This window comes from Clostridium gasigenes (assembly GCF_900104115.1).
Classification (GTDB): Bacteria; Bacillota; Clostridia; order Clostridiales; family Clostridiaceae; genus Clostridium; species Clostridium gasigenes.
This window is the reverse complement of the sequence record NZ_FNJM01000002.1, coordinates 74,800-100,004: the sequence shown is the minus strand read 5'-3', so window position 1 is coordinate 100,004 and position 25,205 is coordinate 74,800. Positions and strand designations below refer to the sequence as shown.

Below are 25,205 nucleotides of genomic sequence, written 5' to 3'. Positions count from 1 at the left end.
TTAATAAATTAATAAATTAATAAATTAATATTGAGGAGCTTCAAAAAATAACTAGTCATATTGTAGTTTATTTTCTTTCAGCTCCATTGAAAGAGAAAAATGAAATTTAAGGGGGATAAAGACATGTCACAAAATAAAGAAGTAAAAGAAAAGGGATTAGGTATATTCGAAAAATATTTAACACTATGGGTTGGGGCTTGTATAGTTGTAGGAATATTACTGAGGCAGATTTTACCTATTATACCAAAGACCTTAAGTAAATTTGAATATTATAATGTATCAATACCAGTAGCTATTTTAATATGGCTTATGATTTACCCAATGATGTTGAAAATTGATTTTATAAGCATAGTAAATGCTACAAAAAAGCCAAAAGGGCTTATAGTTACATGTGTTACAAATTGGTTAATAAAACCTTTTACAATGTATGCAATTTCAGCATTGTTTTTCTATGTAATATTTAAAAACTTCATTACACCAGATTTAGCTAAAGAATATTTAGCTGGAGCCGTATTACTTGGAGCAGCACCTTGCACTGCAATGGTATTTGTATGGAGTCATTTAACTAAAGGAGATCCAGCTTATACATTAGTACAAGTCGCTGTAAATGACTTAATAATATTAATAGCATTTGCGCCAATAGTAGGATTTTTACTAGGAGTTGGAGATGTTATAGTACCGTGGAGTACACTAATTCTTTCAACAGTATTATTTGTAGTAATTCCTTTAGCACTTGGATATGTTACTAGAACATTAGTAATTAAAAATAAAGGATTAGATTATTTTCAAAATACATTCTTAAAGAAATTTGATAATCTAACAATAATAGGATTACTTTTAACTTTAATAATTATATTCTCATTCCAAGGGGATACAATATTAAACAACCCGTTACACATACTATTAATAGCAGTTCCATTAACATTACAAACTTTTTTAATTTTTGGGATTGCATATGGATGGGCTAAACTTTGGAAGTTACCACACAATATAGCAGCACCAGCAGGAATGATTGGAGCGAGTAATTTCTTTGAACTTGCAGTTGCAGTATCCATATCATTATTTGGATTACAATCAGGAGCAACATTAGCTACAGTTGTAGGGGTACTAGTTGAAGTACCAGTTATGCTTACACTTGTTAAAATAGCAAATAATACTAAGGGCTGGTTTAAGGAATAAGGCATAGCTGAATAGAAAGCAGTATAATAAGGAATCGTAATAAATAGCTAGCTATTTATTACGATGTCATAAGCTGGTATAAGATGATTAAAGTCATTTTATAGTGGCTTATTTAAATTTATTTGGAGATGACTTACAAGTAAATTTAAATTGAGTGATATATAATGAATATCACTAGCTCAATCAGGTAATGATAAATAACTAGTAGGAATGATATCTTGGATTAAACAAGATATATTAATGCCTTACGGGTAGAACGAAGTTTTGTGTATTACTCTATTTTAAAAAAACATGCTATAATACACGGTAAACTCTGTTTGGAGGTGAAGTTTAATGCTTAAATCATTATTTGTAAATTCTACTATACTTATATCATTTTTATATTTAGGCAATCAAATATTAAAAAAAGAAAAAATTAATTTAAATTCAAAATTACAAGAAAAAATTTTATTAGGGTCTTTATTAGGTATAACTGGTTGTGTTTTAATGTTTTACAGCATACAGTTATCTGAAGATTCAATTATGGATTTTAGAACAATTACAATGATAATATCATCAATTTATGGTGGATTTATATCAACAATTATAACAGCATTTATAATCATAGTGTTTAGACTTAGCTATTACGGAATAAGTACAGCCTCTTTAGTAGCGACTTATGATATATGTATATTATTGTTTCTTTTCACTTTTATATCGGAATGTAAAATAAGCTTTTTTAAAAAATATATTACAATGAGTATATTTAACATAGTTTCTTTAATAATAGCATTTTCTATATTATTAAAAGATATAAATGTTCTTACAATAGCTTTAAGAAACCTTATTTTTTCAACAACATTTTTATCTGGTATAGTTTATTACAATTTGATTTATATATCTAAAACTAATGAATTATATAGAAAATTAAATTATGATGCTAAAAAGGATTTTCTTACAGGGCTCAATAATGTAAGAACCTTTGATAATATATTGAACAAATTAATAAATAATGCAATAGAGAAAGAGGAGAGATTATCTATACTTATGATAGATATAGATTTTTTTAAAAATATTAATGATAATTACGGTCATTCTTCAGGAGATTTAGTTTTAAAGCAACTTAGTAATATTTTAGTGAGTTCTTCTAGAGGTTTTGATGTTGTGTCAAGAAATGGAGGCGAAGAGTTCACAGTGATTTTATTAGATTGTAATTTCACACATGCAACTACAATTGCTGAAAGAATAAGAAAAAATGTAGAGGAGTATATTTTTTCTGTTAAGGGTAATAGATCGATTAATATAACTGTTTCAATAGGTATAAGTTCTTATCCAGATATAACCACCAATATTAATGATCTATTAACCCAAGCTGATGATGCACTATATTTAGCAAAACGGACTGGAAGAAATAAAGTGTGCTAGGTAAGGGATTATAAAATAGAAAACAAGAATACTGATTAGTTATTTATTTGGAAATAACTTAAAGGTACTATTTTAAGTCTGACAACTTAAAATAGTACCTTAGTTTATTATTAGGAATATTTCAAAAACAGACTAGAATATTAAATTGCTATTTTAAAAAACATTCCTCATATAAATAGAAATAGTATCTTTATTGAGTTTAGGCATATCCAAATAAATAGTATTTAGATATAATCGTAATCTACAGTTATTACACAATTATAGTGATTATGAACTTCTTTTATAGAAGTTTTAATTTCATTAATTAATTTTTCCTCAGAAAGTTCTGATTTTGAATCTTTATTGCTAACGACAATATCAAATATTAAGTTTTTAATATCCCCATCTCCAACTATTCTAAAGTCGTGTAGTGATTTTATGCATGAGTGTTTTCTTAGAACTGTTTCTACATAATCTCTTGTTTCTCTTATTTCATCTGTAACAATACAAATAGGATCCATGTGTATAACTAAGTGAAGGTTAAGTTTTTTTGATACTTCCCTTTCTGCATTATCAATGACATTATGTATTTCCATAATATCAATATCAGAAGGTATTTCTGCATGAACAGAAGCAATAACTCTTCCAGGTCCGTAGTTATGAATTATTAAATCATGGACTCCTGAAATCATATCATAAGATAATATCATTTCTTGTAGACTACTAACTAAAACAGGGTCTGGAGCTTCGCCAAGTAGTGGATTAAGTGTTTCACGAACAAGGCTAAATCCAGCATATAAAATTGCAAGAGCAACTAAAACACCAATGTATCCATCAATAGGTAGTGTTGTAAACTTAGCTAATAAGAATGAAAGAACAACAGTACTTGAAGTGAAAACATCTCCTAAAGCATCTGTAGCAGAAGCTTTTAAAGCTGAAGAATTAATTTTATTGCCAATAAATTTGTTGAATAAAGATAACCAAAATTTAAAACTTATTGAAATTAATAATAAAATAAATGGTATTAATTCAAAAGTTATAGTTTCTGGGTTTAAGATTCTTTGAACTGATGATTTTACAAATTGAATTCCTACAAACATTACCAAAAAAGCAACGATTAAGGCTGAAATATATTCAAATCTACCATGTCCAAAAGGATGCTCGGCATCAGGTGGTTTATTTGCCATTTTAAAACCTGCTATAGTAATAACAGAAGAAGCTGCATCAGATAAATTGTTAAAGGCATCAGCAGTAATAGCTATAGAGCCAACTAACATACCAACAAAGAATTTAAGTATAAATAACATGGAATTAATAATAATACCAACTATCCCGCCTAAGGTACCATAAGAATTACGAACTTTATTATTTTTAACATTTTCATTATCCTTAACAAAGAATTGAACTAAAAAATTCGAAAACATAAAAATCCTCCTATTTATATAAGTATTATATGGAATTAACTAATAAATCATTCTAATTTTAGAGTATAAATAATGATTTTACTTCAAAATAATTATTTAATCAAATTTTATTAATTATAAAATAAACAAAATGCATAATACATGTAAAATATAGTATAATATGTAGTGATATTATTTGGAATTGTTAAATATTTAAGGAATTGAAAGAAAATAATAATTCAAAGATTCTTATGATATACGAAAGATACCTTAAGTATTAGTAATATTGGACATACTAATACTTAAGGTATTAATTGAAATAAGTAAACTTTTTCAGAACCCTTAAGGAAAAATTAAGGTAAATTTAAGAAAGAGAGTTAATTAGAATATATTATACTAATGAATGGCTATATTACTTGATTTATAATAGATATAAACCTTGTTATTAATTATTTGTTTCTTAATATTTAATATGTTATAGGGTGAACTTAAAAAAGTGTATGGCAAATGATGTTATAATTAAGTTAGAAAATGAAAATGGAGGAAAAATATGAAATTAAGGTTAAATAATAAAATAAAGTTATGGTTAAAAGTAATATTTATATTAATAGTTTTGGGAATAGTAGTTAAAGAATTTAGCGGTATTATAGGTAGTTTTAATAGTAATACATTTTCTATGTATGCAAGTGAGTTAACATTTTGGGATATAGTAATTGTTTTAGCTTTAGGATTAATTTCATTTGTACCACTTACATTTTACGATTTAGTATTAAAGAAGAAGATTAAAATAAAGTTAAAAAGTAAAAAGCTATACAAGTATTCTTGGATAGCAAGTTCCGTATCTAGCATGGTTGGGTTTGGGGGAGCGTCAGCTATAGCTTTAAAAAGTCATTTTTATGGAAAGCATGTTAAAGATAAGAATGTTTTAGTTAAAGAAATATCAAAAAATGTTGCATTAAACTTAACAGGATTCTCCATGGTTTGTTTTGTGTACACGATCTTTAATGTTCAAAGTTTGAAACAGTTAAATTTAATAAAGGTAGCAATTGTTTTTATAGGAATGTATTTACCTATATTAGTTATATATTTAATATACAAATACTTTAAATATAAAGATAAAGAAGAAACAATATATACATTTAAAATAATATTTATATCATTATCAGAATGGATAACTACAGTAACATTAATTTATGGAATATTAGTTGTACTTGGATGTGGAGTATCACTATTCGAAATTTTTCCTATATTTGTTAGTGCAGTTGTTGTAGCTATGATAAGTATGGTTCCAAGTGGAATTGGAACATTTGATTTAACATTATTAATAGGTCTTGAGAAATACAATGTACCATCAGAAAAAGTATTATTAGCTATAGTTTTATATCGATTTAGCTATTATTTAGTACCTTTGATTATAGGTGCAGTTATGTATTTACATGAATCATATAAAAAGATTGATGATGATTTAAGAAATACTATAGAAGCTATAACAGCTAATATTTTTCATTTTTTATTAATATGTTTAGTTTTATTAGCAGGTTCAGTATTATTATTATCAGAAGCAGTTCCAGGTATATTTAGAAGAATAGCGCTAGTACATAAAATATTTGATTTCTCTATTATTTATATATCTAAGGATTTATCAATAATAATAGGATTCTTATTAATTGCAGTTTCTATGGCAATTATTTATAAATCTAAAAAGATTTATAAATTAACAATAATTTTAGTAGTACTTGGAGCAGTATTATCTTTAATAAAAGGCTTTGATTATGAGGAAGCTATTTATTTAACATTAGTTGCAATTGCACTGCTGCTTAGTAAAAAGAGATTTTATAGAGAAGGATTTATAATGACATGGGGAAGAATTCTACGGGATTTTATAATATTATTATTTTTCCAAGGAGTTTATTTAACAGTAGCATATTTAAGCTTACATGGATTAACAAAGAGATTTTCTATACTAGCAGAGTGTGGGAAACTTACTAGGCATCATACAATTAGGGTGTTAGTAATAAGTTGTGTTGGATTTTGTATAGCTTTAGCATTTTTAGGAATATTACATTATTTAAGTAAGTTTAATAAGTTCCCTAAAATGGAGCTAAGCGAATGTGAAGATAAAGTAAAAGCGATTTTTCAAAAGTATAAGGGAACACAAGTAAGCCATTATATTTTTTTAAAAGATAAATTTGTTTATATAAATAAAGATAATGATGTAATGTTACAGTATCAGATGTATGCAGATAAAATTATTATACTTGGAAATCCAGTTGGAGATGAAAGTAAGTTCTTCGAATTTATACAAGAATTTTATGATTTAGCTGATACTTATGGATATACTCCAGTATTTACTGCAATAGATAGTAGCATGATACCTTATCTTCATTCAACAGGATATCAATTTATTAAGTTAGGTGAGGATGCAAATGTGGATATTAGAAATGATTTTACATTAGAAGGTAGTAAAAGAAAAACTATAAGAAATGCAGTAACAAGAGCAGAAAAGCAAGAATATACTTTTTCTGTTGTACATCCACCATTTACACCAGATTTTATTTTGCAAATAAAAAGTGTATCAGATGAATGGCTTGGAGGCCGAAAAGAAAAAGGATTTTCTATAGGTTTTTTTAATGAGGATTATTTAAGCAGAGGAAACATAGCAATAATTAAAGATAAAAATAGTATAATAAAAGGCTTTGCTAATATAATACCTATGTATGATAAAAAAGAAACCTTGTCCATTGATTTAATGAGATTCTCGAAATGTCCTTTTAATGGGGTTATGGATTTTATGTTTGTAAATTTATTTAAATATGGTAAAGAAAATGGTTATAGTAAGTTTAATATGGGAATGGCACCACTTTCTAATGTAGGAATATCTAAATATTCATTTACAAGTGAAAAGGTTGCATATCAAGTTTATTTACATGGTCAACATTTTTATTCGTTTAAAGGATTAAAAAAATTCAAAGAAAAATATGCTGATACATGGGAAAATAGATATATGGCATATAGAAGAAATACATCCCTTATATTTACTATGATTCAAACAATATTATTAGTTTCCAAAGTTAAAAAGACATCAGATAAAAAGACTAACTATATATGTTTTAATAAAGAATCTAAATCATTAAATAAATAATTATGGCAATGAAGATTGAATACTTATTAATAATAAATTCTAAAAAATGGATATGTTTTTAAATTAATTGCCTAAGAATTAAATGCAAATACAGAAGAAATTTTAGACTTTGATTTAGCTCTTTATAAATATAAAAAAGCGTGTCGAATAGGAAGGAATAATAAAAAGTAGTATAAGTAAGCTCTTATAAGATGATTAAAGTCATTTTATAGGAGCTTTTATATATAGTTTAGATATAATCATAATCTACAGTTATAACACCATTATAATCAGAATGAACTTCCTTTATAGAAGTTTTAATTTCTTTAATTTCAGCTGTAACTACACAAATTGGATCCATGTGTATAACTAAGTGAAGATTAAGTTTTTTTGATATTTCTTTTTTGCATTATCAATGACATTGTGTATTTTCATAATATCATTTCTTGTAAATCACTAACCCAAATTTAAAACCGGCTATAGTAATGACAGAAGAGGTAGCATCAGATAAATTATTGAAAGTATCAGCAATAATAGCTATAGATTCAACGACCCTATCAACAAAAAAATTAATCATAAAATATATAAGACATGTATAATATATTTTATGATTTGAAATTGTCGAATGCTTAGGGTTAGTAACATTGGATATACTAATTTAAGAAGTATTAACGAAATTGATATTAAGTAAACTTTTTTGAAGATGATTTAGGTGAAAATTAAGGTGAATTTAAGAAAGAGAGTTAATTAGAATATATTATAGTAAATGATATTATAATTAGTTAGAAAAAAACGAAAATGGAGGAAAAACATGAAATTAAGATTAAATAATAAAATGAAATTATGGTTAAAAATAATATTTATATTAATAGTTTTAGGGCTAGTAATTAAAGAATTTAGTGGTATTATACGTAATTTTAATAAGGATACATTTGCTATATATGCAAGTGAGTTAACGTTAGGGCATATAGCAATTATTTTGACTTTAGGAATAATTGCATTTTTCCCACTTACACTTTATGATTTAGCATTAAAGAAGAATATTGGAATAAAGTTGAAAAATAAAAAGCTATACAAGTATTCTTGGATAGCTAGTTCTGTATCTAGTGTAGTTGGACTTGGAGGAGCCTCAGCTATAGCTTTAAAAAGTAATTTTTATGGAAAATATGTTAAGGATAAGAAAGCTTTAGTTAAAGCGGTATTAAAAAATGTTGCATTAAACCTAACAGGATTTTCCGTAGTTTGTTTTATTTATACTATATTTAATATTAAAAGTTTAAAACCGTTAAATTTAGTAAAAGTAGCAATTGTTTGCTTAGCAATGTATTTACCTATAATACTTATATATTTAATATACAAATACTTCAAATATAAAAATAAAAGTCAAACAATATATACATTTAAAATAATATTTATATCATTATTCGAATGGACAGCAACAGTAGGATTAATTTATGGAATACTAGTTGTACTTGGATGTGGGGTGTCGCTAGGGGAGGTTTTCCCTATATTTGTTAGTGCAGTTGTTGTAGCTATGATAAGTATGGTTCCAAGTGGAATTGGTACATTTGATCTAATATTATTAATTGGTCTTGAGAAATATAATGTACCATCAGAAAAAATATTATTAGTTATAGTTTTATATCGTGTTAGCTATTATATAGTACCTTTGATTATAGGTGGAGTTATGTATCTACATGAATTATATATACATATTGATAATGATTTAAGAGATACTATAGAATCTGTAATATCTAGAATTTTCCACTTTATTTTAGTAATTTTAGTTTTACTAGCGGGTTCAGTTTTATTAGTATCAGAAGCTATTCCGGGGATAATTGAAAGAGTAGTATTATTGCGTAAAATGTTTAATTTCTCTGTTATTCATATATCGCAAGATTTATCAATAATAATAGGATTCTTATTAATTGCAGTTTCTATGGCAATTAATTATAAATCTAAAAGAATTTATAAGTTAACAATAATTTTAGTAATACTTGGAGCTGTATTATCTTTATTAAAAGGTATTGATTATGAAGAAGCAACTTATTTAACTTTAGTTGCAATTACATTGTGGTTTAGTAAAAAGAGATTTTATAGAGAAAGTTTTATAATGACCTGGGGAAAGATGTTACAGGATCTTATAATACTATTATTTTTTCAAGGAGTTTATTTAAGAGTAGCTTATGTAAACTTAAGGGGATTTACAAAGAGATTTCCTATAGTTTCACAGTATGAGAACTTTACGAGACATCATGCAATTAGGATATTATTAATAAGTTTTATTGGGTTTACTGCAGCTTTAATATTTTTAGGCGTAATACATTATTTAAGTAGGTTTAATAAATTTCCTAGAATGGAACTAAGTGAATGTGAGGATAGAGTAAAAGTAATTCTTGAAAAGTATAAGGGAACACAAGTAAGTCATTATATATTTTTAAATGATAAGTTTGTGTATATAAACAAAGATAGTGATGTAATGTTGCAGTACCAAATATATGCAGATAAAATTGTTATACTTGGAAATCCAGTTGGAGATGAAAGTAAATTCTTTAGTTTTATACAAGAATTTTATGATTTAGCTGATAGTTATGGGTACACACCAGTATTTTCTGCAATAGATAGTAGTATGATACCTTATCTTCATGCAACTGGGTATCAATTTATAAAATTAGGCGAAGATGCAAATGTGGATATTAAAAATGATTTCACCTTAAGTGGTAGCAAAAGAAAAACTATAAGAAATGCAGTAACAAGAGCAGAAAGGCAAGAATATACTTTTTCTGTTATTAGTCCACCATTTACATGCGATGTTATGGCGCAAATAAAAAGTGTATCAGATGAGTGGCTTGGAGGTAGAAAAGAAAAGGGGTTTTCTATAGGATTCTTTGATGAAGATTACTTAAATAGAGGAGAATTAGCATTAATTAAGGATAAAGAGGGTATAATAAAAGGCTTTGCTAACATCATATCTATGTATGATAATAATGAAACGTTATCTATTGATTTAATGCGATTTTCAAAATGTCCCTTTAATGGAGTTATGGATTTTATGTTTGTAAATTTATTTAAATATGGTAAAGAAAATGGATTTAGTAAATTTAATATGGGAATGGCGCCGCTCTCTAATGTAGGGATATCTAAATATTCATTTGTAAGTGAAAAGGTTGCATATCAAGTTTATTTACATGGACAGCATTTTTATTCATTTAAAGGTCTTAAGAGTTTTAAAGAAAAATATGCAGATACATGGGAGAATAGATATATGGCATATAGAAGAAATACATCCCTTGTATTTACTATGATTCAGACAATATTGTTAGTTTCTAAAGTTAAGAAAACATCAGATAAACATAAATTAATCAAATAAAAAGTGATTTGCTGATAGAAAAATTTGTTTTAATTATCGAAAATGATATAATTAAACTAGTACTTTAATTTTTAATATAACAAGTTATAAGTAATAGTCAATATATATATATGGATAAAAGAACATTAGGAGGAATATAAAATGGAGAAAAAATCAGCTTTAGAATTATTGGATTTTATATATGAAAGTCCATCAGCTTATCATGGGGTTGTTAAGGTTCGTCAGCTTCTTGATGCAAATGGATTTAGTGAAGTTAAGGAAGCGGATAAATGGAATTTGAAAAAAGATGGTAAATATTACACTGTGAAAAATGATTCAGCAATTATAGCATTTGTTGTAGGGAACGGAGATGTAGTAGAAGATGGATTCAGACTTATAGGAGCACATACAGATACTCCAGGGTTTAGAATTAAACCGAACCCAGAAATGACAACAGAAGGTAAATATTTAAAATTAAATACAGAAGGATATGGTGGACCAATACTAAACACTTGGTATGATAGACCACTTAGTATAGCAGGAAAGGTTACATTAAAAGGAGCTTCAGTTTTGAAACCAGAAGTGAAACTTGTTAACATAAATAAACCTTTAATGATAATTCCAAACCTTGCAATTCATATGAATAGAGAAGTTAATGAAGGATATGCTATAAACAAGCAAAAAGATACACTTCCTTTATTAGGTTTAATTAATGAAAAATTTGAAAAAGATGGACATCTACTTAAGTTAATAGCAGAAGAACTAAATGTAAACTCAGAAGAAATTTTAGGATTCGATTTAGCGCTTTATGAATATGAAAAAGGCTGTTTAATAGGAATGAACGAAGAATTAATTTCTTCAGCAAGACTTGATGATATGTGGATGGTTTATGCAGGAACTAAAGCTTTAGTTGATAGTAAATCAAATAAAGCAACTAAGGTTATGGTTTGTATAGATAACGAAGAAATAGGTAACTTAACAGCTCAAGGGGCTAGTTCAAACCTATTAATTCATACTTTAGAAAGAATAACTTTAGCTCTTGGAAAAGATAAAGAAGATTTCTACAGAACATTATCAAACTCAGTGATGATATCAGCAGATTTAGCTCATGCAGTTCATCCAAACTTACCAGAAAAGCATGATTTAACAAATAAACCAGTATTAGAAGGTGGTCCTGTTCTTAAAATAGCAGCTGCTGGAAGCTATAGTACAGATAGTTTCAATGCTGCAATATTTACAGAAGTATGCAAAAAAGCAGGAGTTCCATTCCAAAAATTTGTTAATAGATCAGATGTTAGAGGTGGAACAACAATAGGTCCAGTAACAGCTGCAAACCTTACAATACCAGTTATTGATATGGGAGCGCCAGTACTTGGAATGCACTCAATAAGAGAACTTGCAGCAGTTAAAGATAATACTTATACTATAAAAGCATTCACAGAATTCTACAATGTTTAATATTTAATGCACCCCTGGGGTGTAATATTTTACATTTTATGATGACTTATATAAGGCATCATAAAACAAATAGAAATCCCTAAATAAGTTTTAGTCTTATTTAGGGATTTTTTTATTTGGAGATACCTTAACTATTTAGTTATTATCTACATGTATATTGTTTCTTTTTTCCTATTTGGCAAATTCGTATAATAAAATATATTAATTTAAAAACAATGATAATTATGATAATCATTATCATTTACAAGTATAAGAAAATATGTTACTATAAATTTAGGGCATAAATTATTGCGGCAAATCTTATTAGGAGATGATATTTATGGCAAAAATGATGGGTCCTAGATTTAAACAGTGTAGAAGGCTAGGACTAAATGTTACAGGAAATCCAAAGGCAATGAAACGTTTTGGAAATGGGCAATGTAGAGCAGATAAAAAGCTTTCAGATTATGGTAAGCAACTATTAGAAAAGCAAAGGTTAAGAGCTTATTATGGAGTAATGGAAAAACAATTTAAGAACTATGCTAAAAAAGCATTAAACTCAAATGAAAAGGCAGGATATGCTTTAATAAAGAAATTAGAGTGTAGATTAGACAATATAGTTTATAGATTAGGGTTTGCATCATCAATAAGGCAAGCAAGACAAATGGTAGTCCATGGACACATATTAGTTAATGGGAGCAAAGTTAATATACCATCTTATAATGTAAACATAGGGAAAGTAGTTTCCTTAAGAGAAAAATCACAAAAAAATGAACTATTTAAAGAAAATTTTCTTTCAAACATCTTAAATAGCTATTCTTATTTAGAAAAAAGTGAAAATGATTTTTCAGGTAAATTAGTAAGATATCCTGAAAGAGAAGAGATTCCAATAGAAATAAATGATGTTTTAGTTGTTGAATACTATTCAAAGCTTTAACATATATTAAAAATGACGTCTCTTATATAAATGTATTTTTATTAGAGGGGATGAATGTCCCCTTTGATATATACGGATAAAATTTATAAAACATATGGTATTAAGGAGATGGTCATCATGAATAAAGAAATAGAAGGAAATAAAATAAAAAAATGCTATGGAGAATATTTATATTGGGAAAATAAAATAATAAATGATAATAATTTATGGCAAGGTTATTTTGAAGATAATAATATAACTGATAAATCTATTATAGTATACACCGGTATTTTTAATTTAGAAAAGGATATTTTAAAAATGGGTTGGGTTGTATATCCTGATGTAAATAGTTTTTTGGGATTTTTACAGTATGTATTCATTCCAACTGTCTATTTTAATTTATTTGATAAAAAAGAGAATGAATTTTTAACTCCTATTTCCAACTTTAGCATAGTAGTTAATGAAATAAATAAATATAATGGTAATTGTATCAGAAGTACAAAAATGGAATCTTATTATTACTATTTAGAGTATTTATGGAATAAAAGTAATGAAGAGATTCTTTTAGGCATAAATAAATTTGTTGTGGATTTTAATGAATATTGGAATGAAGAGCCAAAAAGCAAGGCATTCATTAAATTTTTCAACCAGGGTAAAGATATTTATAGCTTTATCAAAAAAACTATAGGCTGGGATTTTGAGGAATTTGTACAGTCGGAAATAGAAATGAGTTTAGGAGACCTTGAATATACATGCAATAACATACTAGAAAAACCTTTGATAAATAAAAAAATCATACATTTATTAAATAGTAAAATAGTAAATCTGTTTTAAGAATCTTTAATTAGTTATTTATTTTACTATTCCTAAATAAAAATCCCTAAATAAGTTCAATAACTTATTTAGGGATTTTTATTATATAGAATCTAATTGGTAAATTTAGAAATTATTTTCGCTTAATGAATCAATAAATAATTTTCCATTGCTGTCTTCTAGAACTATACCTATTAAGTCAGAATAAGATGATGGTTTTCCAGAAGTTATTACAACATTATATATAATTTCATATGCTTTTGGATAATTAGCATTTTCAGATTGAATTTCTTTTACGTTTGTTATTAATAATTCAGAAGAAGTAAAGCTTGAATTATATTCATTTATATTTTTAGTAATATTTTCAGCACCTTTTTCTGAGAAATTTTTCTGAGCAAATTCTTTAGCTAAATCCTTGTTTTTTTGAGTACTATAATCAGTATTATAAAGTTTGTTTATAGCACTAGTAAATAGATCTTTAACAGGATCTTTAGTAGTGGCAATAGCCTCATCAGTAGTTGCTGAAGGTTCTACTGGTTCCACAACTTCAGTAGGAGTTGTAGGTGTTTCAGTAGGCTCTGTAGGTTCTACAACCTCAGCAGTTTCTGTAGGAGTTTCTTTCGCTGAAGCATCCTTCTCTTGGGTTTCAGAATTAGTAGTAGTATCCTCACTAGTATCCTTAGCTTTTGAACAACTCACAACTACTGAAAGAGATACCGTAGTTATAATAATAAGTAATATTAATCTTTTTTTCATTTTAAAACCTCCAAATTTCATCGCATGATTATGTTTATAAATATATATAAATATCTTAAGCATAGTAATTATACTATACTTAAGCGATTTATAATGCAACTTTTTCATTAATATATAATTTGTATAATAACAGGAATAGGAATAATTCAGATAAATAATGATTGCTATTAATTATAAATAGTTGAAAGGAATTTGATTAAGTCAGTTTTAAAAAAATAGAATAATATGGTATAATTGCTATATTATAATTGAAGATTTTAAAATATAGGAGGAATTTTATATGGAATTAAATTATTTTATTATTAGTTGGACAGTTATTAATTTTGCTTTATTAGTTGCAATTGCAATAGTGGGATATAAAGGAATACAAGGTGTTAAAAAATTTATTAACAGAGATAAAGAGATGAATAAAAAGATAGATGTTATTTTTAATAAATTAGAAGGCAAAGAATAACAGTAATTAGTAGTGGATATATTATGATAATTAGAGAGGAGCATGAGAATGTTTGATACTTTAAGGGATATAGGGGAAAAGCTTAATGAAGGCGGTATTCTATGGGGGCTAGGGGCTTCTATGCTATTAAATCATTATGGATTTATTGATAAACCTAACGATATTGATATTTTAGTAGATGTAAAAAATATTGAAAAAGCAGATAAAATTCTAAAAAGCATGGGAGAAAAAAGGCTATGGGAAAAGTCTGATAATTATTCCACAGAATATTTTTATGAATATGTTATAAATGGTTTTGAAGTTGATGTTATGTCGGGCTTGGGTATTAACCATAGTGAAGGAATATATAAATATATTTTTGATGAAAAATCAATTTCGAAAACTATCCAAATTCATGATATAGATATACACTTAACTTCATTAGAAGATTGGTATTTTATATATCAGTTGATTCCTAATAGGGAAATAAAGGTTAAGATGATAGAAGATTATTTGTTGTTAAATGGAATAAAGAAACCAGAATTATTAGACAGAGCATTAACTGGAGAGCTGCCAAATGAAGTAAGATGCAATATTAAAAGGTTATTAAATTCATAAATTTAATGGTCCTTATTATGGAAATTACATTTATCTTATTGGGATCTTTAGGTTATGGTACTGATTATTTTTTTAGACCATCTAAAATAGATTTATCTAAAAATGTGTCTATTGCATTTGGCTTGGCATTTGGTACTTCTTTTATGGATGTAATATTTTTAAAAAGAAAACAATCAATTGATAGTAATTAGTTAAAGTTAGGTACTACGAATGATTTTGAAATTAGGGGGAGAGACAGAATGAATGAAATAATAAGATTACAAGTTGCATTAGAAACTGATGCAGAACAAATAAGAAATATGATGGTTGAAATTGAAAGAGATGAAACTGATAGATGGTATGATAATGATGAGCGACCTTTTATACCGGGTTATGATTCTATTAATATGCAAAAATATCATATGTGGGATAAAAAATATTACAAAATAATGTATGATGATATTCTTGCAGGTGTTTTACTTATATCATATACAGGAAGAGAACACGCAAGAGTTGACCGTTTCTACATAGAACCAACATTTCAGAATAAGGGTATAGGGTCGAAAGTTATTACTCTTATAGAAGGAATGTATCCAATGGTGAGGCTATGGACACTTGATACAATTCAGAAAAGTATCAGGAATCATAAATTTTATGAAAAAAACGGGTATGAGAAAATAGGAGAGGATGAAGATGAAAGATATTATTGTAAGACAATAAGTGAACCAATCAAAGAGATAAATAGATTTAACTCAGATGAAGATTTTAGCAACCAAAATTTTATCCAATGTAATATGCAGAATGTTGATATATATGACGTTAACATGAGGGATTCCGGATTTACTAATATGAATTTGGAAAGTGGAATATATCAGAATTCTAATTTGTCCAATACACGATTTACTAATGTAAATATGAGTAATGCAGTATTAGGTGATTCTAATATGAATAAAATAGAAATTTGTCATGTTTCATTGGCAGATGCTTATATACATGATACTAATTTAGGATTTGAAGAACAAAAAGCACCACTTATAATGGAACGATGCGAATTAAGAAGTAGCAGAATTGTTGATTCAAATTTACAGGATTTATCTATTTGTAATTGTAATATAGAGGGAATGAAAATTGATGGAATACTTGTAAGTGACCTTATTAATATATATAAGAGCAGCCTTAAAACGGAAATTAATAAGATGTAGAAGTCGCAACATTAGGATTTTAAAAACAAGCAGGTAATCTATTGATTATCCAATTTTAGAAGGCGGTGAAAAATATGAGAGATATTATTACTTTAATTGGAGTGATATTATCAATTGTGCTTATTGTTATTGGAAATAAGAAAAATAATAAGATATTTATTTCTATAGGAGTAGTTTTAATTTTAATATGTTTGGGTTATATGGCTCAAGACTTTTTCAAAGGGTTTATACATGGATTTATAAATGGTGATCTATGAAGCCTTAAAATTTATATTTTAGGCATCTCCAGATAAAGAGCAGACCAGTATTCTTATTTTAAGATAATTTTTTATAAAAGTTCTAATATAGGAGGAATTAGTGTTGGAATCAAAAAAATGGAAAATGTTTTTATTTGCAGGTGTTTGTTTTACATTTGCAGGTATAATGTCAACAATTGAAAAAAAGTCTTTTAATGGATATATGTTTCTGTTTATAGGAGTATTATATCTTGTTTTAAGCATAATTCAGTATAAAAGCAAAGATAAATCTAATAAAATTGTAGTATCTGATATAGTGTTAGAAAATATGAATATTGAATTAAAAAACCTAATTGAACAAGGTGAAAAAATTAAAGCAATTAAAAAATATAGAATAGTTACTGGACTTGGTTTAAAAGAAGCGAAGGATTACGTGGATTCACTTAATAAATTTGAGCAAAGTGCAGTATCTGATACAATGCTAGAAAATATTGATGTTGAATTAAAAAACCTAATTGAAGAAGGTAAAAAGATTAAAGCAATTAAAAGATATAGAATAGTTACTGGACTTGGTTTAAAAGAAGCGAAGGATTATGTAGATTTACTTAGTAAATCTAATAACACTGTAATATCTGATGCAGTTGTAGAAAATATTGATGTTGAATTAAAAAATCTAATTAAAGAAGGTAAAAAAATTAAAGCAATTAAAAAATATAGAATAGTTACTGGACTTGGTTTAAAAGAAGCAAAGGATTATGTGGATTCACTTAGTGAAAAAATTTAAATTTACAAAAATAAAATTAATATATTTTATAAACTAATGAATGTTAACCTAGAATAAACCTTATCATTTAATTCTAAATGATAAGGTTTATTCTGTTTTAAAATGAGATTTGGTTAGAGTATTTTTAGATGTAATACTTAGAGCATATAAAGAGTTATAAGTAAGAGTTGGATATGTAACTAACACAAAGGGAAGTAAGAGTGAAAGAATAGAAAAATTAATAGATGGAAAGGTTGGATATATTTACAAAAATTATCTTTACAGTGAGAAAATACTTTGATATTATATACATAGATAACCGAGGTATATCAAATCTATGTAAGGGAGTGAATTTATGAAGATTAATAAAGAATTATTAAAAGGAAGCACTACAATATTAATATTAAGCTTACTAAATCGTAAAGAAATGTATGGGTATGAGATGATTAAAGAGATTGAAGTTAGATCTAAAGGGATATTTTCTTTTAAGGAAGGTACACTTTATCCAATACTTCATGGACTTGAAAATGAAAATTTTATAGAATCTTATTGGGATTGTGGTGAAGGTAAACGTAAAAGGAAATATTACAAAATAACAGAATCCGGGGCAAACATACTTAAAGAAAAAGAAAGTGAGTGGAAATTATTTAGCTCAACAGTTAATGAGGTTTTAGGGGAGGGAGAGTTATGCAATCAATAGATAATAAAATGGTGGATGAATATGTTAATAATGTTTGTGGGCTAGTTAAAAATAAAAAAGTACATGAAAATATAAAAGAAGAATTATTAAGCCATATAGAAGAAATAATTGAAGAAGCTGTAGCAGATGGAAAATCAGAAGAGGAAGCTATTAATTGCGCACTTCTTCAAATGGGATCTTTTGATATTGTGGGCAGTAGCTTAAATAAAGTTCATAAGGCAGCACCAGATTGGATTTTATTATTAATGACTAGTGTGTTTATTCTTTTCAGTATATTTACTTTAGGATTTATGGTGAAAAATGATTCTACAGGATTAATGGAAAGCCCCCTGGTTAGAACTACTATTTGTTTAATTATTGGTATCGTAGGAGTATTTGTTATGTTAAAAATAGACTATAGAAGTTTGAAAAAATATTCTAAAAATATATATGTAGGAACAATGATTATTTCAATATTGGTATTATATATTGCTACTGCTGTAAATGATGGGTTTGGATTGATCTGTTTTGAATCTATTTCTTTTGACATTTTTAAAATTTTTAGTATTACTCCAGTCTTATTCATATTTTCACTAGCCGGAATTTTTGAAAACTATGATTGGAGTAATATAAAGAGAGTATTAATAGGCTTTGCCTTAGCGTTTTTACCATGTATGACTTTTATATTTACTCAATCATTAACTAATACAATTATTTATACAATAGCAGTTATAACGTTAATAACAGTTTCTGGTATTGGGTTAAGACATATATTAATTTATACAGGTGCTTTAGGGGTAGCGTTTGTACTTTATATTTTACAGGCACAATATAGAATAGATAGGATGTTCTCTTTTCTTAGACCATTAGATAATACAGATGGCCCTGGATGGATGCGTAATCAGATAGCTACGTTAAGAAGTTCAGCAGGATTATTTGGACAGGGCGGAAATTATGCTCAAGATATGTTACCATTAGCTAATTCAGATTATATTTTAACTTATATAATCTATACTTTTGGCTGGATTATTGGAATAATATTACTAGCACTAGTTTTAGCATTTATAATAAGAATTGGATTTGTTGGGGTAAATACTAAAAATAAATATGGAAAGTTAATAGCAAGTGGGTTTTGTGGATTGTTTGCAGCACAATTCTTACTAAATATATTAATGAACTTGAATCTTTCACCAGCATTTGCTGTAGGGATGCCTTTTATTAGTTATAGCGGAACTGGATTAATAATTAATATGTTTACAATTGGTATAATAACAAATGTGTATAAGTGGAGGAATACTCCTTATATAACAGATTAAGTAATATGAAGACCGGCAAATAATTTGCTGGTCTTGTTTGGTAGTAATAGAAGCATGTTAATTGCTCAAAAATATTTCTATATCAATGCACTTAACCTATAAGCTGAATAATTTTAATCTAAATTAGTTTCATTCGTGACCTGATATTTTTCTTGGCTTTCATGCATTCTTATCATCACATTTCTTGCGATAGGCTGTACAATAAGTAGTTCCAAAAATATAACTACACAAAAGTTGCGTGGCCAGGAAATTGGAAACTCTTTAATGACTTCCAGGCTGAATCCAGTTGCTAAAATCCCCCCCACAGTTGTCATAATAATGGACATACCAATAACAGTAAAAAATGTCCTAAACAGAATATGAGCATTTAAACTATCTGTTGGTAAGCTAAAAATATTCACTAGTTTATCAGCTATCTTCCCCACAATAAACTTTTCAAGTAACATTGCAATTATAAAAACTAATGGAAATGCTTTTAATGCTGTAACTATAGCTTCTCCGGACACTCCACCCATGTTAATACAAATATTCATAGTTGCCATAAATATGCAAGTCAACCCACATATAACACTCCCATAAATCAGGCCCTCTTTTTCATTTCTAGGCATACATTTTTCCATAATATCCTCCTTGGTTTTACTTGAATTTAAAAATGCGCTGTATAGACGACAAGTGGTATGACCGTCGGTACAACGCATTGACTTTCATAGTATAGCATAAATATTTTTAGTGGTGTAATACCCTAATTTTATTTTTTTTAGATTTTATTTAAAGTACACATTATATAACAGTTAGTGAGGTTAGCGTTTATATGTATCAACATAACTTATTTTAAATTGTTCTTTTTGGTCATATTTTGAAAATATTAAGTGAAGTTTATTTTTGATTATATTCTTAATAGTAGTATAGAACATTGATATTGTTTGTGGAATATATATCCAAAATAGCGTATAATTAATTTAAGAAAAAAGTTAAAAATATTTTATTTAATAACTTTAAAATATGGGAGAAATAAATATGTATCCAAATAAATTTGAAGGTAAGAAGGTAAAGAAAATAAATTCACCAATTATGAGTAAAGTTAAAAAAGTGGTTATATCAGTACTAATTATATTAGTGGTGATTTTAGGTGGATTAGTAATTTCTATAGAGACATTAAGATATATGTTTAAACCAAGCGAAGAATTTATAACATCATCAGAATCTAGTGATGGTAAATATAAGGTAGAGGCTTATCTTATCAATGGTGGAATGACAACTGATTGGGCGGTAAGAGGATATTTAACAACAAATGGTAAGAAAAAGAAGAAGAGTATATACAATGATTATCATGTTAATAAAGCAATTATCACTTGGGTTGATGAGGATACAATTAAGATAAATGGTCATGAAATTGATTTGCCTAATGGTAGATATTATTTTCAGGATGAAGAATAAGGTATTATTTATAGGGGGATAGCAATGAGTGAACAAAGTAAATTAAATAAAGTTGCATGGGAGCATAGAGCTTATGAATTTTGGGATATAAGAGATGGGGAACCTAATAAAAAGGCTGAAGAAATATTAAAAAATCCAAAAGAATGTTTGAAAAATCATCAGAAGTATTTTGAAGACATAAGTGAAAAGAAAATAGCTAATCTTTGTGGATCTAATGGAAGAAAAGCTATTCCACTTGCATTAATGGAAGCAAATGTAACTGTTTTTGATATTTCAGATGAAAATAAGAAATATGCTTTGGAACTTGCAGAGTGTGCAAACACTAGTATTAATTATATAGTTTGTGATTTATATAATATTGATACAGTTAGATATAATAATTATTTTGACATTCTTTATTTAGAAGGTGGAATATTACATTACTTTAATGATATAGCCAAGCTGATGAGAATTCTTTATGCTATATTAAAACCAGGTGGTAAGATGATTTTAAGTGACTTTCACCCTTTTAGAAAATGCGTGGATACCGGAGGAGGGGCACAAGGAAGTTATTTTGACACTGAATTACACAACGGAGATGTAGCCTATAAAAAGTTCTTTAATAAAGAGGAACAAGAAACTTTTCCAGACTGTTTATTAAGATTTTATACAATTAGTGAAATTATAAACTCAGTTATTGAAAGTTGCTTTATATTAAAGAAATTTGATGAACAGCCTAACTTTGAAAATACAAATATTCCAGGAGAATTTACTATTTTAGCAGAAAAGTAATAAAGTAGTGAGGGTATTGAAAATAATAAGGAGGCTCATATGGAGAATTTAGAAATAAGAAGATTTGATAAAAATGATGCAACTACAATATCAAAAATCCTGCGCAGAAATTTTTTAGAAGTTTTAACAAAGGATTATCCAAAAGAAGAAATGGAAAGTCTAGCGGAAGTTTATAATGAAGATAAAGTATTAGTAATAGCAGGTTATGCACATATGTATGTTGCTTGTATAGATAATAAAATTGTTGGTTGTGGTTCAATTTCAAGTTTTTGGGGAAAAGAAGATGAAAGTATACTTTTAACAATATTTGTACTACCAGAAGTGCACAATAAAGGGATAGGAAGAAGAATAATAGAAACATTAGAACTTGATGAATACTTTTTAAGAGCAAAGAGAATTGAGATTCCAGCATCAATTACTGGTTGTGAATTTTATAAAAAAATGGGATATGATTATAAAGATGGAATAACAGAATTAGATGATGAAGGGAATTTTAGATTAGAAAAATTTAGATAGAAATTATAATTAAAATCTATAGAAGATTTATATTGTTTGGGGGATATAAGTGAATATTCAAATAGAAACTGAAAGATTAATTTTAAAAAATTATAATGAAGAGGATCTACAGAATATTTGTAGTCTTAAATCTGAACCTTTAGTTTGGAAATTTTCAACTAAAGTTGCTACAGCTAAAATAGAAGATGCAGAGATTGCACTTAGTAGAATATTGAAAAATTACTCTGAAAATAAATGTGACTTTCAAGGGTTGTTTTTAAAATCTACTGGCGAATATATAGGGGAAGCTGGTATTCTTTCATTTAATAAAGATAATAATAGAGTTGTGTTAGGTTATAACTTACTTCCTAAATATTGGGGCAATAATTACACAACAGAAATAACTAAAGCACTTATAAAATATCTATTTGAAATAGAAAAAGTTGAAAGAATAGAAGCTTTAGTAGGATCGGGAAACGAAGCATCGAAAAGAGTTTTAGAAAAGTCAGGATTTATACAAGAGGGGCTTTTAAGAAGTTTTGCATACATTAATAATAAATTTGTTAATGTATATTATTATGGCATTATAAAGGATGATTATTTTGATTTAGGAATTAATTATTCAGTTAGTTGAGATGGAATAACTTAAGGATAAAAATAAACGATTAAGATAGCAATTAGATAAATTAAAAAGTATAAAGCAAAGTAGTAATTGTAAGATTATTTTTAGTAAAGATTACTTATATAATACAAAAAACTAGTATAAAACTTGATGGAGGTAGTAGTAATGGAAAATGAAAAATATCCACAAGAAAAGATTGATATGTTTTGGGAAACATTTTTGAGGGAAACGAAGAGAAATGAAACAATAAAGTATTTAGAGGTATTCCATTTTGAATTAACTGAAAAATGGGCCAATGAACTATTACGTTTGGTGTTAATTGGGCAAAAGAGGGCTACAGCAAGTAGTTTATTGAACTATGAAATTGAAGGAGAGCGTATACCTAAGGTTGGTGATTTAAGTATTGTAACTGATTGGGAAGGTGTACCACGATGTGTTATTGAAACTACTGAGATAACAATTATTCCATTTTCAGATATTACTTATGATATTTGTAAGCGTGAGGGTGAGGATGATACATTGGAATCTTGGGTTGAGGGACATGTTCATTTTTTCAAGGAAGAGGGGAAACAGCTAGGGTATGAGTTTAGTGAGGATATGCCAGTGGTTTTTGAAGATTTTGAAGTAGTATATCAAGTATAGATATTATACAAAAATAAAGCTAGTAGGTAATGGTATTGTTGATACATAACATTTTTATATAACGAATTATAAACAAAATTATTAACATGTTATGCACAATAAATAGTATAAAAAGAAAGGAAGTGACATTTAGTGCGGGCTGGGTACTTATTATACACACTCTCTATAAAGATAAGTTATGAACTTTAAATTGGGTAGACTAAATGAATATAATGCAAAAGAAATATGCAATTGGAAATATGCTGATGAGTATTCAGTATATAATTATCCAAAGTGGGGTATGGAAATCAAAAAATATCTTTAGAAGTTAGATCTTTTAATAAAAGAGCAATTAAATGTTATAAGAAAGCAGGGTTTAAGATTACTGACACTTATAGTAAAGATACTTATATAGGATATGATGAGTTTCTTAGGATGGATTTTTATATTTAATATAAATACATACTGATTAACTCATTAATTATGTGACCATATAATATTTATAAATAATAAAAATTTATAGCTTAAAGTTTTATTATTAATTTTGGTTGCAAATAATAATATAAATTAAATGTATAATTGTTAAACAAAATACAAAAAAGTTATAAAATGTATTGATATAAGTTTTTGGATAACATATAATACAATTATGAATATTAAGGGGCTGATAAAATGTTAAATCGAAAACTAGATTTAATGATACTTAACTCAGAGAAAATTGAAAATGTAGATGGTACTTTCGCTATGGGAATGTTTAAGAAATCTAATGCATTAACATTAACTATGAAAAATTCTGAAATTAATGTTTTAAATGTTAATAATGCTAGAAATATTATTAAGGATAGAACCTCATTAATTTCTAATTTTAGAAGTTATAATTTATTAACAACGGCAGTTAATTTATCTTTATTTGATAATCCAAATGAATCATTCGATGAAATTTTAGACATTTACAATAAGTTGAAGAAACAATTTTTTCAAAGTACCTATTTAGTTTTAGTGGCACATTATTTATATACAAATAAGAATAAGTTGCCTATTGATTAAGCTATTATAAAAACTAAGGAAGCTTATGATAGAATGAAAACAAACCATTATTTTTTAACTAGCAGTGATGATGTTATGGCTAGTGCAATGATAGCTACAAACTCAAATAACTTAGAAAAAACTTTTGAGGAAATAGAAAAATGTTATAAAATTTTAAATAATAATGGATACTTTAAAGGTAATAATCTTCAGGCTTTATCAAATATATTATGTTTTGGAGAGGGTACACCAAAAGAAAAATGTAATAAAGTTATTTTATTTGATAAGTAATTAAGGAATATTAACATGCCACTTAAGGGGTATGCATTACCTATTTTAGGTATTGCGATATTGGTAACAGATGATTATAAAGAGCTAGCGTTAGCTATAAAAGAAACTGATGATGAATTGAAAAAGCATAAGGGATTTGGATCTATGTCTTTAGGGTATGCAACTAGGTGTATGATATCAGCATCTATAACTTGTTCAACTTACCTAGAGAATACAAGTGAGATTAATAATACATTTACTGAAACTACGAAAAATGCTGTTATAAATATAATTATTGCAATGCAAATAGCGGCTTCTGCTGCAGCAGCAGGAGCTGCGGCTGGAGGTTCTAGTAGTTAGATATATCATTTAAAATGGGA

At 27.0% G+C, this 25,205-nt stretch carries 24 protein-coding genes and 2 pseudogenes; 23 read left to right on the top strand and 3 right to left on the bottom strand.

Translation table 11 applies throughout. From position 1 onward, the window contains the following. The first annotated feature begins 123 nt into the window (after positions 1-123). Both arsB and BLS77_RS05485 read left to right on the top strand, forming a co-directional pair. Positions 124-1,179, top strand: coding sequence for an ACR3 family arsenite efflux transporter (arsB, locus tag BLS77_RS05490; protein WP_089966741.1), 1,056 nt, complete (start codon positions 124-126; stop codon positions 1,177-1,179). Positions 1,180-1,512: 333 nt separating this feature from the next. Beyond that, positions 1,513-2,583, top strand: a complete 1,071-nt coding sequence (locus tag BLS77_RS05485; RefSeq protein WP_089966739.1) for a diguanylate cyclase — start codon at positions 1,513-1,515, stop codon at positions 2,581-2,583. Positions 2,584-2,807: 224 nt separating this feature from the next. Here BLS77_RS05485 and BLS77_RS05480 read toward each other — a convergent pair whose 3' ends face one another. Beyond that, the gene (locus BLS77_RS05480) at positions 2,808-3,986 is read right to left on the bottom strand and encodes a cation diffusion facilitator family transporter (protein ID WP_089966736.1); all 1,179 of its coding nucleotides are present in this window, start codon (positions 3,984-3,986) and stop codon (positions 2,808-2,810) included. A gap of 529 nt (positions 3,987-4,515) precedes the next feature. Here BLS77_RS05480 and mprF (BLS77_RS05475) point away from each other — a divergent pair. The 5 genes from mprF (BLS77_RS05475) (at position 4,516) to BLS77_RS05450 (ending at position 13,622) form a co-directional block, all read left to right on the top strand. Beyond that, on the top strand, positions 4,516-7,107 hold the full coding sequence (mprF, locus tag BLS77_RS05475) for a bifunctional lysylphosphatidylglycerol flippase/synthetase MprF (RefSeq protein ID WP_089966733.1): 2,592 nt from the start codon (positions 4,516-4,518) through the stop codon (positions 7,105-7,107). Positions 7,108-7,897: 790 nt separating this feature from the next. Then, positions 7,898-10,456, top strand: coding sequence for a bifunctional lysylphosphatidylglycerol flippase/synthetase MprF (mprF, locus tag BLS77_RS05465; protein ID WP_089966730.1), 2,559 nt, complete (start codon positions 7,898-7,900; stop codon positions 10,454-10,456). A 141-nt stretch (positions 10,457-10,597) separates the two neighbouring features. Next, positions 10,598-11,893, top strand: coding sequence for a M18 family aminopeptidase (locus BLS77_RS05460; protein ID WP_089966728.1), 1,296 nt, complete (start codon positions 10,598-10,600; stop codon positions 11,891-11,893). 319 nt (positions 11,894-12,212) lie between these two features. Continuing rightward, positions 12,213-12,809, top strand: a complete 597-nt coding sequence (gene rpsD / locus BLS77_RS05455; protein ID WP_089966725.1) for a 30S ribosomal protein S4 — start codon at positions 12,213-12,215, stop codon at positions 12,807-12,809. Positions 12,810-12,926: 117 nt separating this feature from the next. Then, entirely contained in the window at positions 12,927-13,622 is a 696-nt protein-coding gene (locus tag BLS77_RS05450; RefSeq protein ID WP_089966723.1) for a hypothetical protein, read from the top strand. Between the two features lie 105 nt (positions 13,623-13,727). Here BLS77_RS05450 and BLS77_RS19805 read toward each other — a convergent pair whose 3' ends face one another. Continuing rightward, positions 13,728-14,357 carry a hypothetical protein gene (locus BLS77_RS19805; RefSeq protein ID WP_089966720.1) on the bottom strand — a complete coding sequence of 210 codons (630 nt, stop codon included), beginning with the start codon at positions 14,355-14,357 and terminating at the stop codon, positions 13,728-13,730. A 280-nt stretch (positions 14,358-14,637) separates the two neighbouring features. Between BLS77_RS19805 and BLS77_RS19800 the strand changes: the two genes are divergently transcribed. The 9 genes and pseudogenes from BLS77_RS19800 to BLS77_RS05410 all read left to right on the top strand — a co-directional run bounded on the left by BLS77_RS19800 (position 14,638) and on the right by BLS77_RS05410 (position 19,583). Further along, entirely contained in the window at positions 14,638-14,811 is a 174-nt protein-coding gene (locus BLS77_RS19800; RefSeq protein WP_175490785.1) for a hypothetical protein, read from the top strand. Positions 14,812-14,859: 48 nt separating this feature from the next. Then, on the top strand, positions 14,860-15,408 hold the full coding sequence (locus BLS77_RS05440; protein ID WP_089966717.1) for a nucleotidyltransferase family protein: 549 nt from the start codon (positions 14,860-14,862) through the stop codon (positions 15,406-15,408). A 5-nt stretch (positions 15,409-15,413) separates the two neighbouring features. Next, positions 15,414-15,599 (top strand): hypothetical protein, encoded by a 186-nt coding sequence (locus tag BLS77_RS19795; protein WP_089966715.1) that lies wholly within the window; start codon positions 15,414-15,416, stop codon positions 15,597-15,599. A gap of 48 nt (positions 15,600-15,647) precedes the next feature. Beyond that, on the top strand, positions 15,648-16,589 hold the full coding sequence (locus BLS77_RS05430; protein ID WP_089966711.1) for a GNAT family N-acetyltransferase: 942 nt from the start codon (positions 15,648-15,650) through the stop codon (positions 16,587-16,589). Between the two features lie 74 nt (positions 16,590-16,663). Next, entirely contained in the window at positions 16,664-16,846 is a 183-nt protein-coding gene (locus BLS77_RS05425) for a hypothetical protein (RefSeq protein ID WP_089966708.1), read from the top strand. 100 nt (positions 16,847-16,946) lie between these two features. Next, positions 16,947-17,318 (top strand): annotated as a pseudogene (locus BLS77_RS20260) (ribosomal protein L7/L12); the annotation flags it as partial. After that, positions 17,304-17,609, top strand: a complete 306-nt coding sequence (locus BLS77_RS20520; RefSeq protein ID WP_175490809.1) for a ribosomal protein L7/L12 — start codon at positions 17,304-17,306, stop codon at positions 17,607-17,609. The pseudogene BLS77_RS20260 and the gene BLS77_RS20520, both read left to right, overlap by 15 nt. 334 nt (positions 17,610-17,943) lie before the next feature. Then, the gene (locus BLS77_RS05415) at positions 17,944-18,288 is read left to right on the top strand and encodes a PadR family transcriptional regulator (protein WP_089966706.1); all 345 of its coding nucleotides are present in this window, start codon (positions 17,944-17,946) and stop codon (positions 18,286-18,288) included. After that, positions 18,276-19,583, top strand: a complete 1,308-nt coding sequence (locus BLS77_RS05410; protein WP_089966703.1) for an FtsW/RodA/SpoVE family cell cycle protein — start codon at positions 18,276-18,278, stop codon at positions 19,581-19,583. Before BLS77_RS05415 ends, BLS77_RS05410 begins: the two co-directional genes overlap by 13 nt. 113 nt (positions 19,584-19,696) lie before the next feature. Here the strand turns inward: BLS77_RS05410 and BLS77_RS05405 are convergent, their stop codons facing one another. Then, on the bottom strand, positions 19,697-20,203 hold the full coding sequence (locus BLS77_RS05405; protein ID WP_089966700.1) for a DUF2798 domain-containing protein: 507 nt from the start codon (positions 20,201-20,203) through the stop codon (positions 19,697-19,699). Positions 20,204-20,600: 397 nt separating this feature from the next. Here BLS77_RS05405 and BLS77_RS05400 point away from each other — a divergent pair, with 397 nt between their 5' ends. The 7 genes and pseudogenes from BLS77_RS05400 to BLS77_RS05370 all read left to right on the top strand — a co-directional run bounded on the left by BLS77_RS05400 (position 20,601) and on the right by BLS77_RS05370 (position 25,185). Continuing rightward, on the top strand, positions 20,601-21,020 hold the full coding sequence (locus tag BLS77_RS05400) for a DUF5412 family protein (RefSeq protein ID WP_089966698.1): 420 nt from the start codon (positions 20,601-20,603) through the stop codon (positions 21,018-21,020). Positions 21,021-21,044: 24 nt separating this feature from the next. Beyond that, the gene (locus tag BLS77_RS05395; protein WP_089966695.1) at positions 21,045-21,791 is read left to right on the top strand and encodes a class I SAM-dependent methyltransferase; all 747 of its coding nucleotides are present in this window, start codon (positions 21,045-21,047) and stop codon (positions 21,789-21,791) included. A 39-nt stretch (positions 21,792-21,830) separates the two neighbouring features. Continuing rightward, positions 21,831-22,307 carry a GNAT family N-acetyltransferase gene (locus BLS77_RS05390; RefSeq protein ID WP_089966692.1) on the top strand — a complete coding sequence of 159 codons (477 nt, stop codon included), beginning with the start codon at positions 21,831-21,833 and terminating at the stop codon, positions 22,305-22,307. A gap of 49 nt (positions 22,308-22,356) precedes the next feature. Then, positions 22,357-22,920, top strand: coding sequence for a GNAT family N-acetyltransferase (locus tag BLS77_RS05385; RefSeq protein ID WP_089966690.1), 564 nt, complete (start codon positions 22,357-22,359; stop codon positions 22,918-22,920). A 153-nt stretch (positions 22,921-23,073) separates the two neighbouring features. Further along, the gene (locus tag BLS77_RS05380; RefSeq protein ID WP_089966687.1) at positions 23,074-23,550 is read left to right on the top strand and encodes an ASCH domain-containing protein; all 477 of its coding nucleotides are present in this window, start codon (positions 23,074-23,076) and stop codon (positions 23,548-23,550) included. A 178-nt stretch (positions 23,551-23,728) separates the two neighbouring features. After that, complete coding sequence (locus BLS77_RS20515; protein WP_278336648.1) at positions 23,729-23,854, top strand: hypothetical protein; 126 nt, start codon at positions 23,729-23,731, stop codon at positions 23,852-23,854. Positions 23,855-24,201: 347 nt separating this feature from the next. Then, positions 24,202-25,185: pseudogene (locus BLS77_RS05370) on the top strand (DUF4003 family protein). Positions 25,186-25,205: the final 20 nt, after the last annotated feature.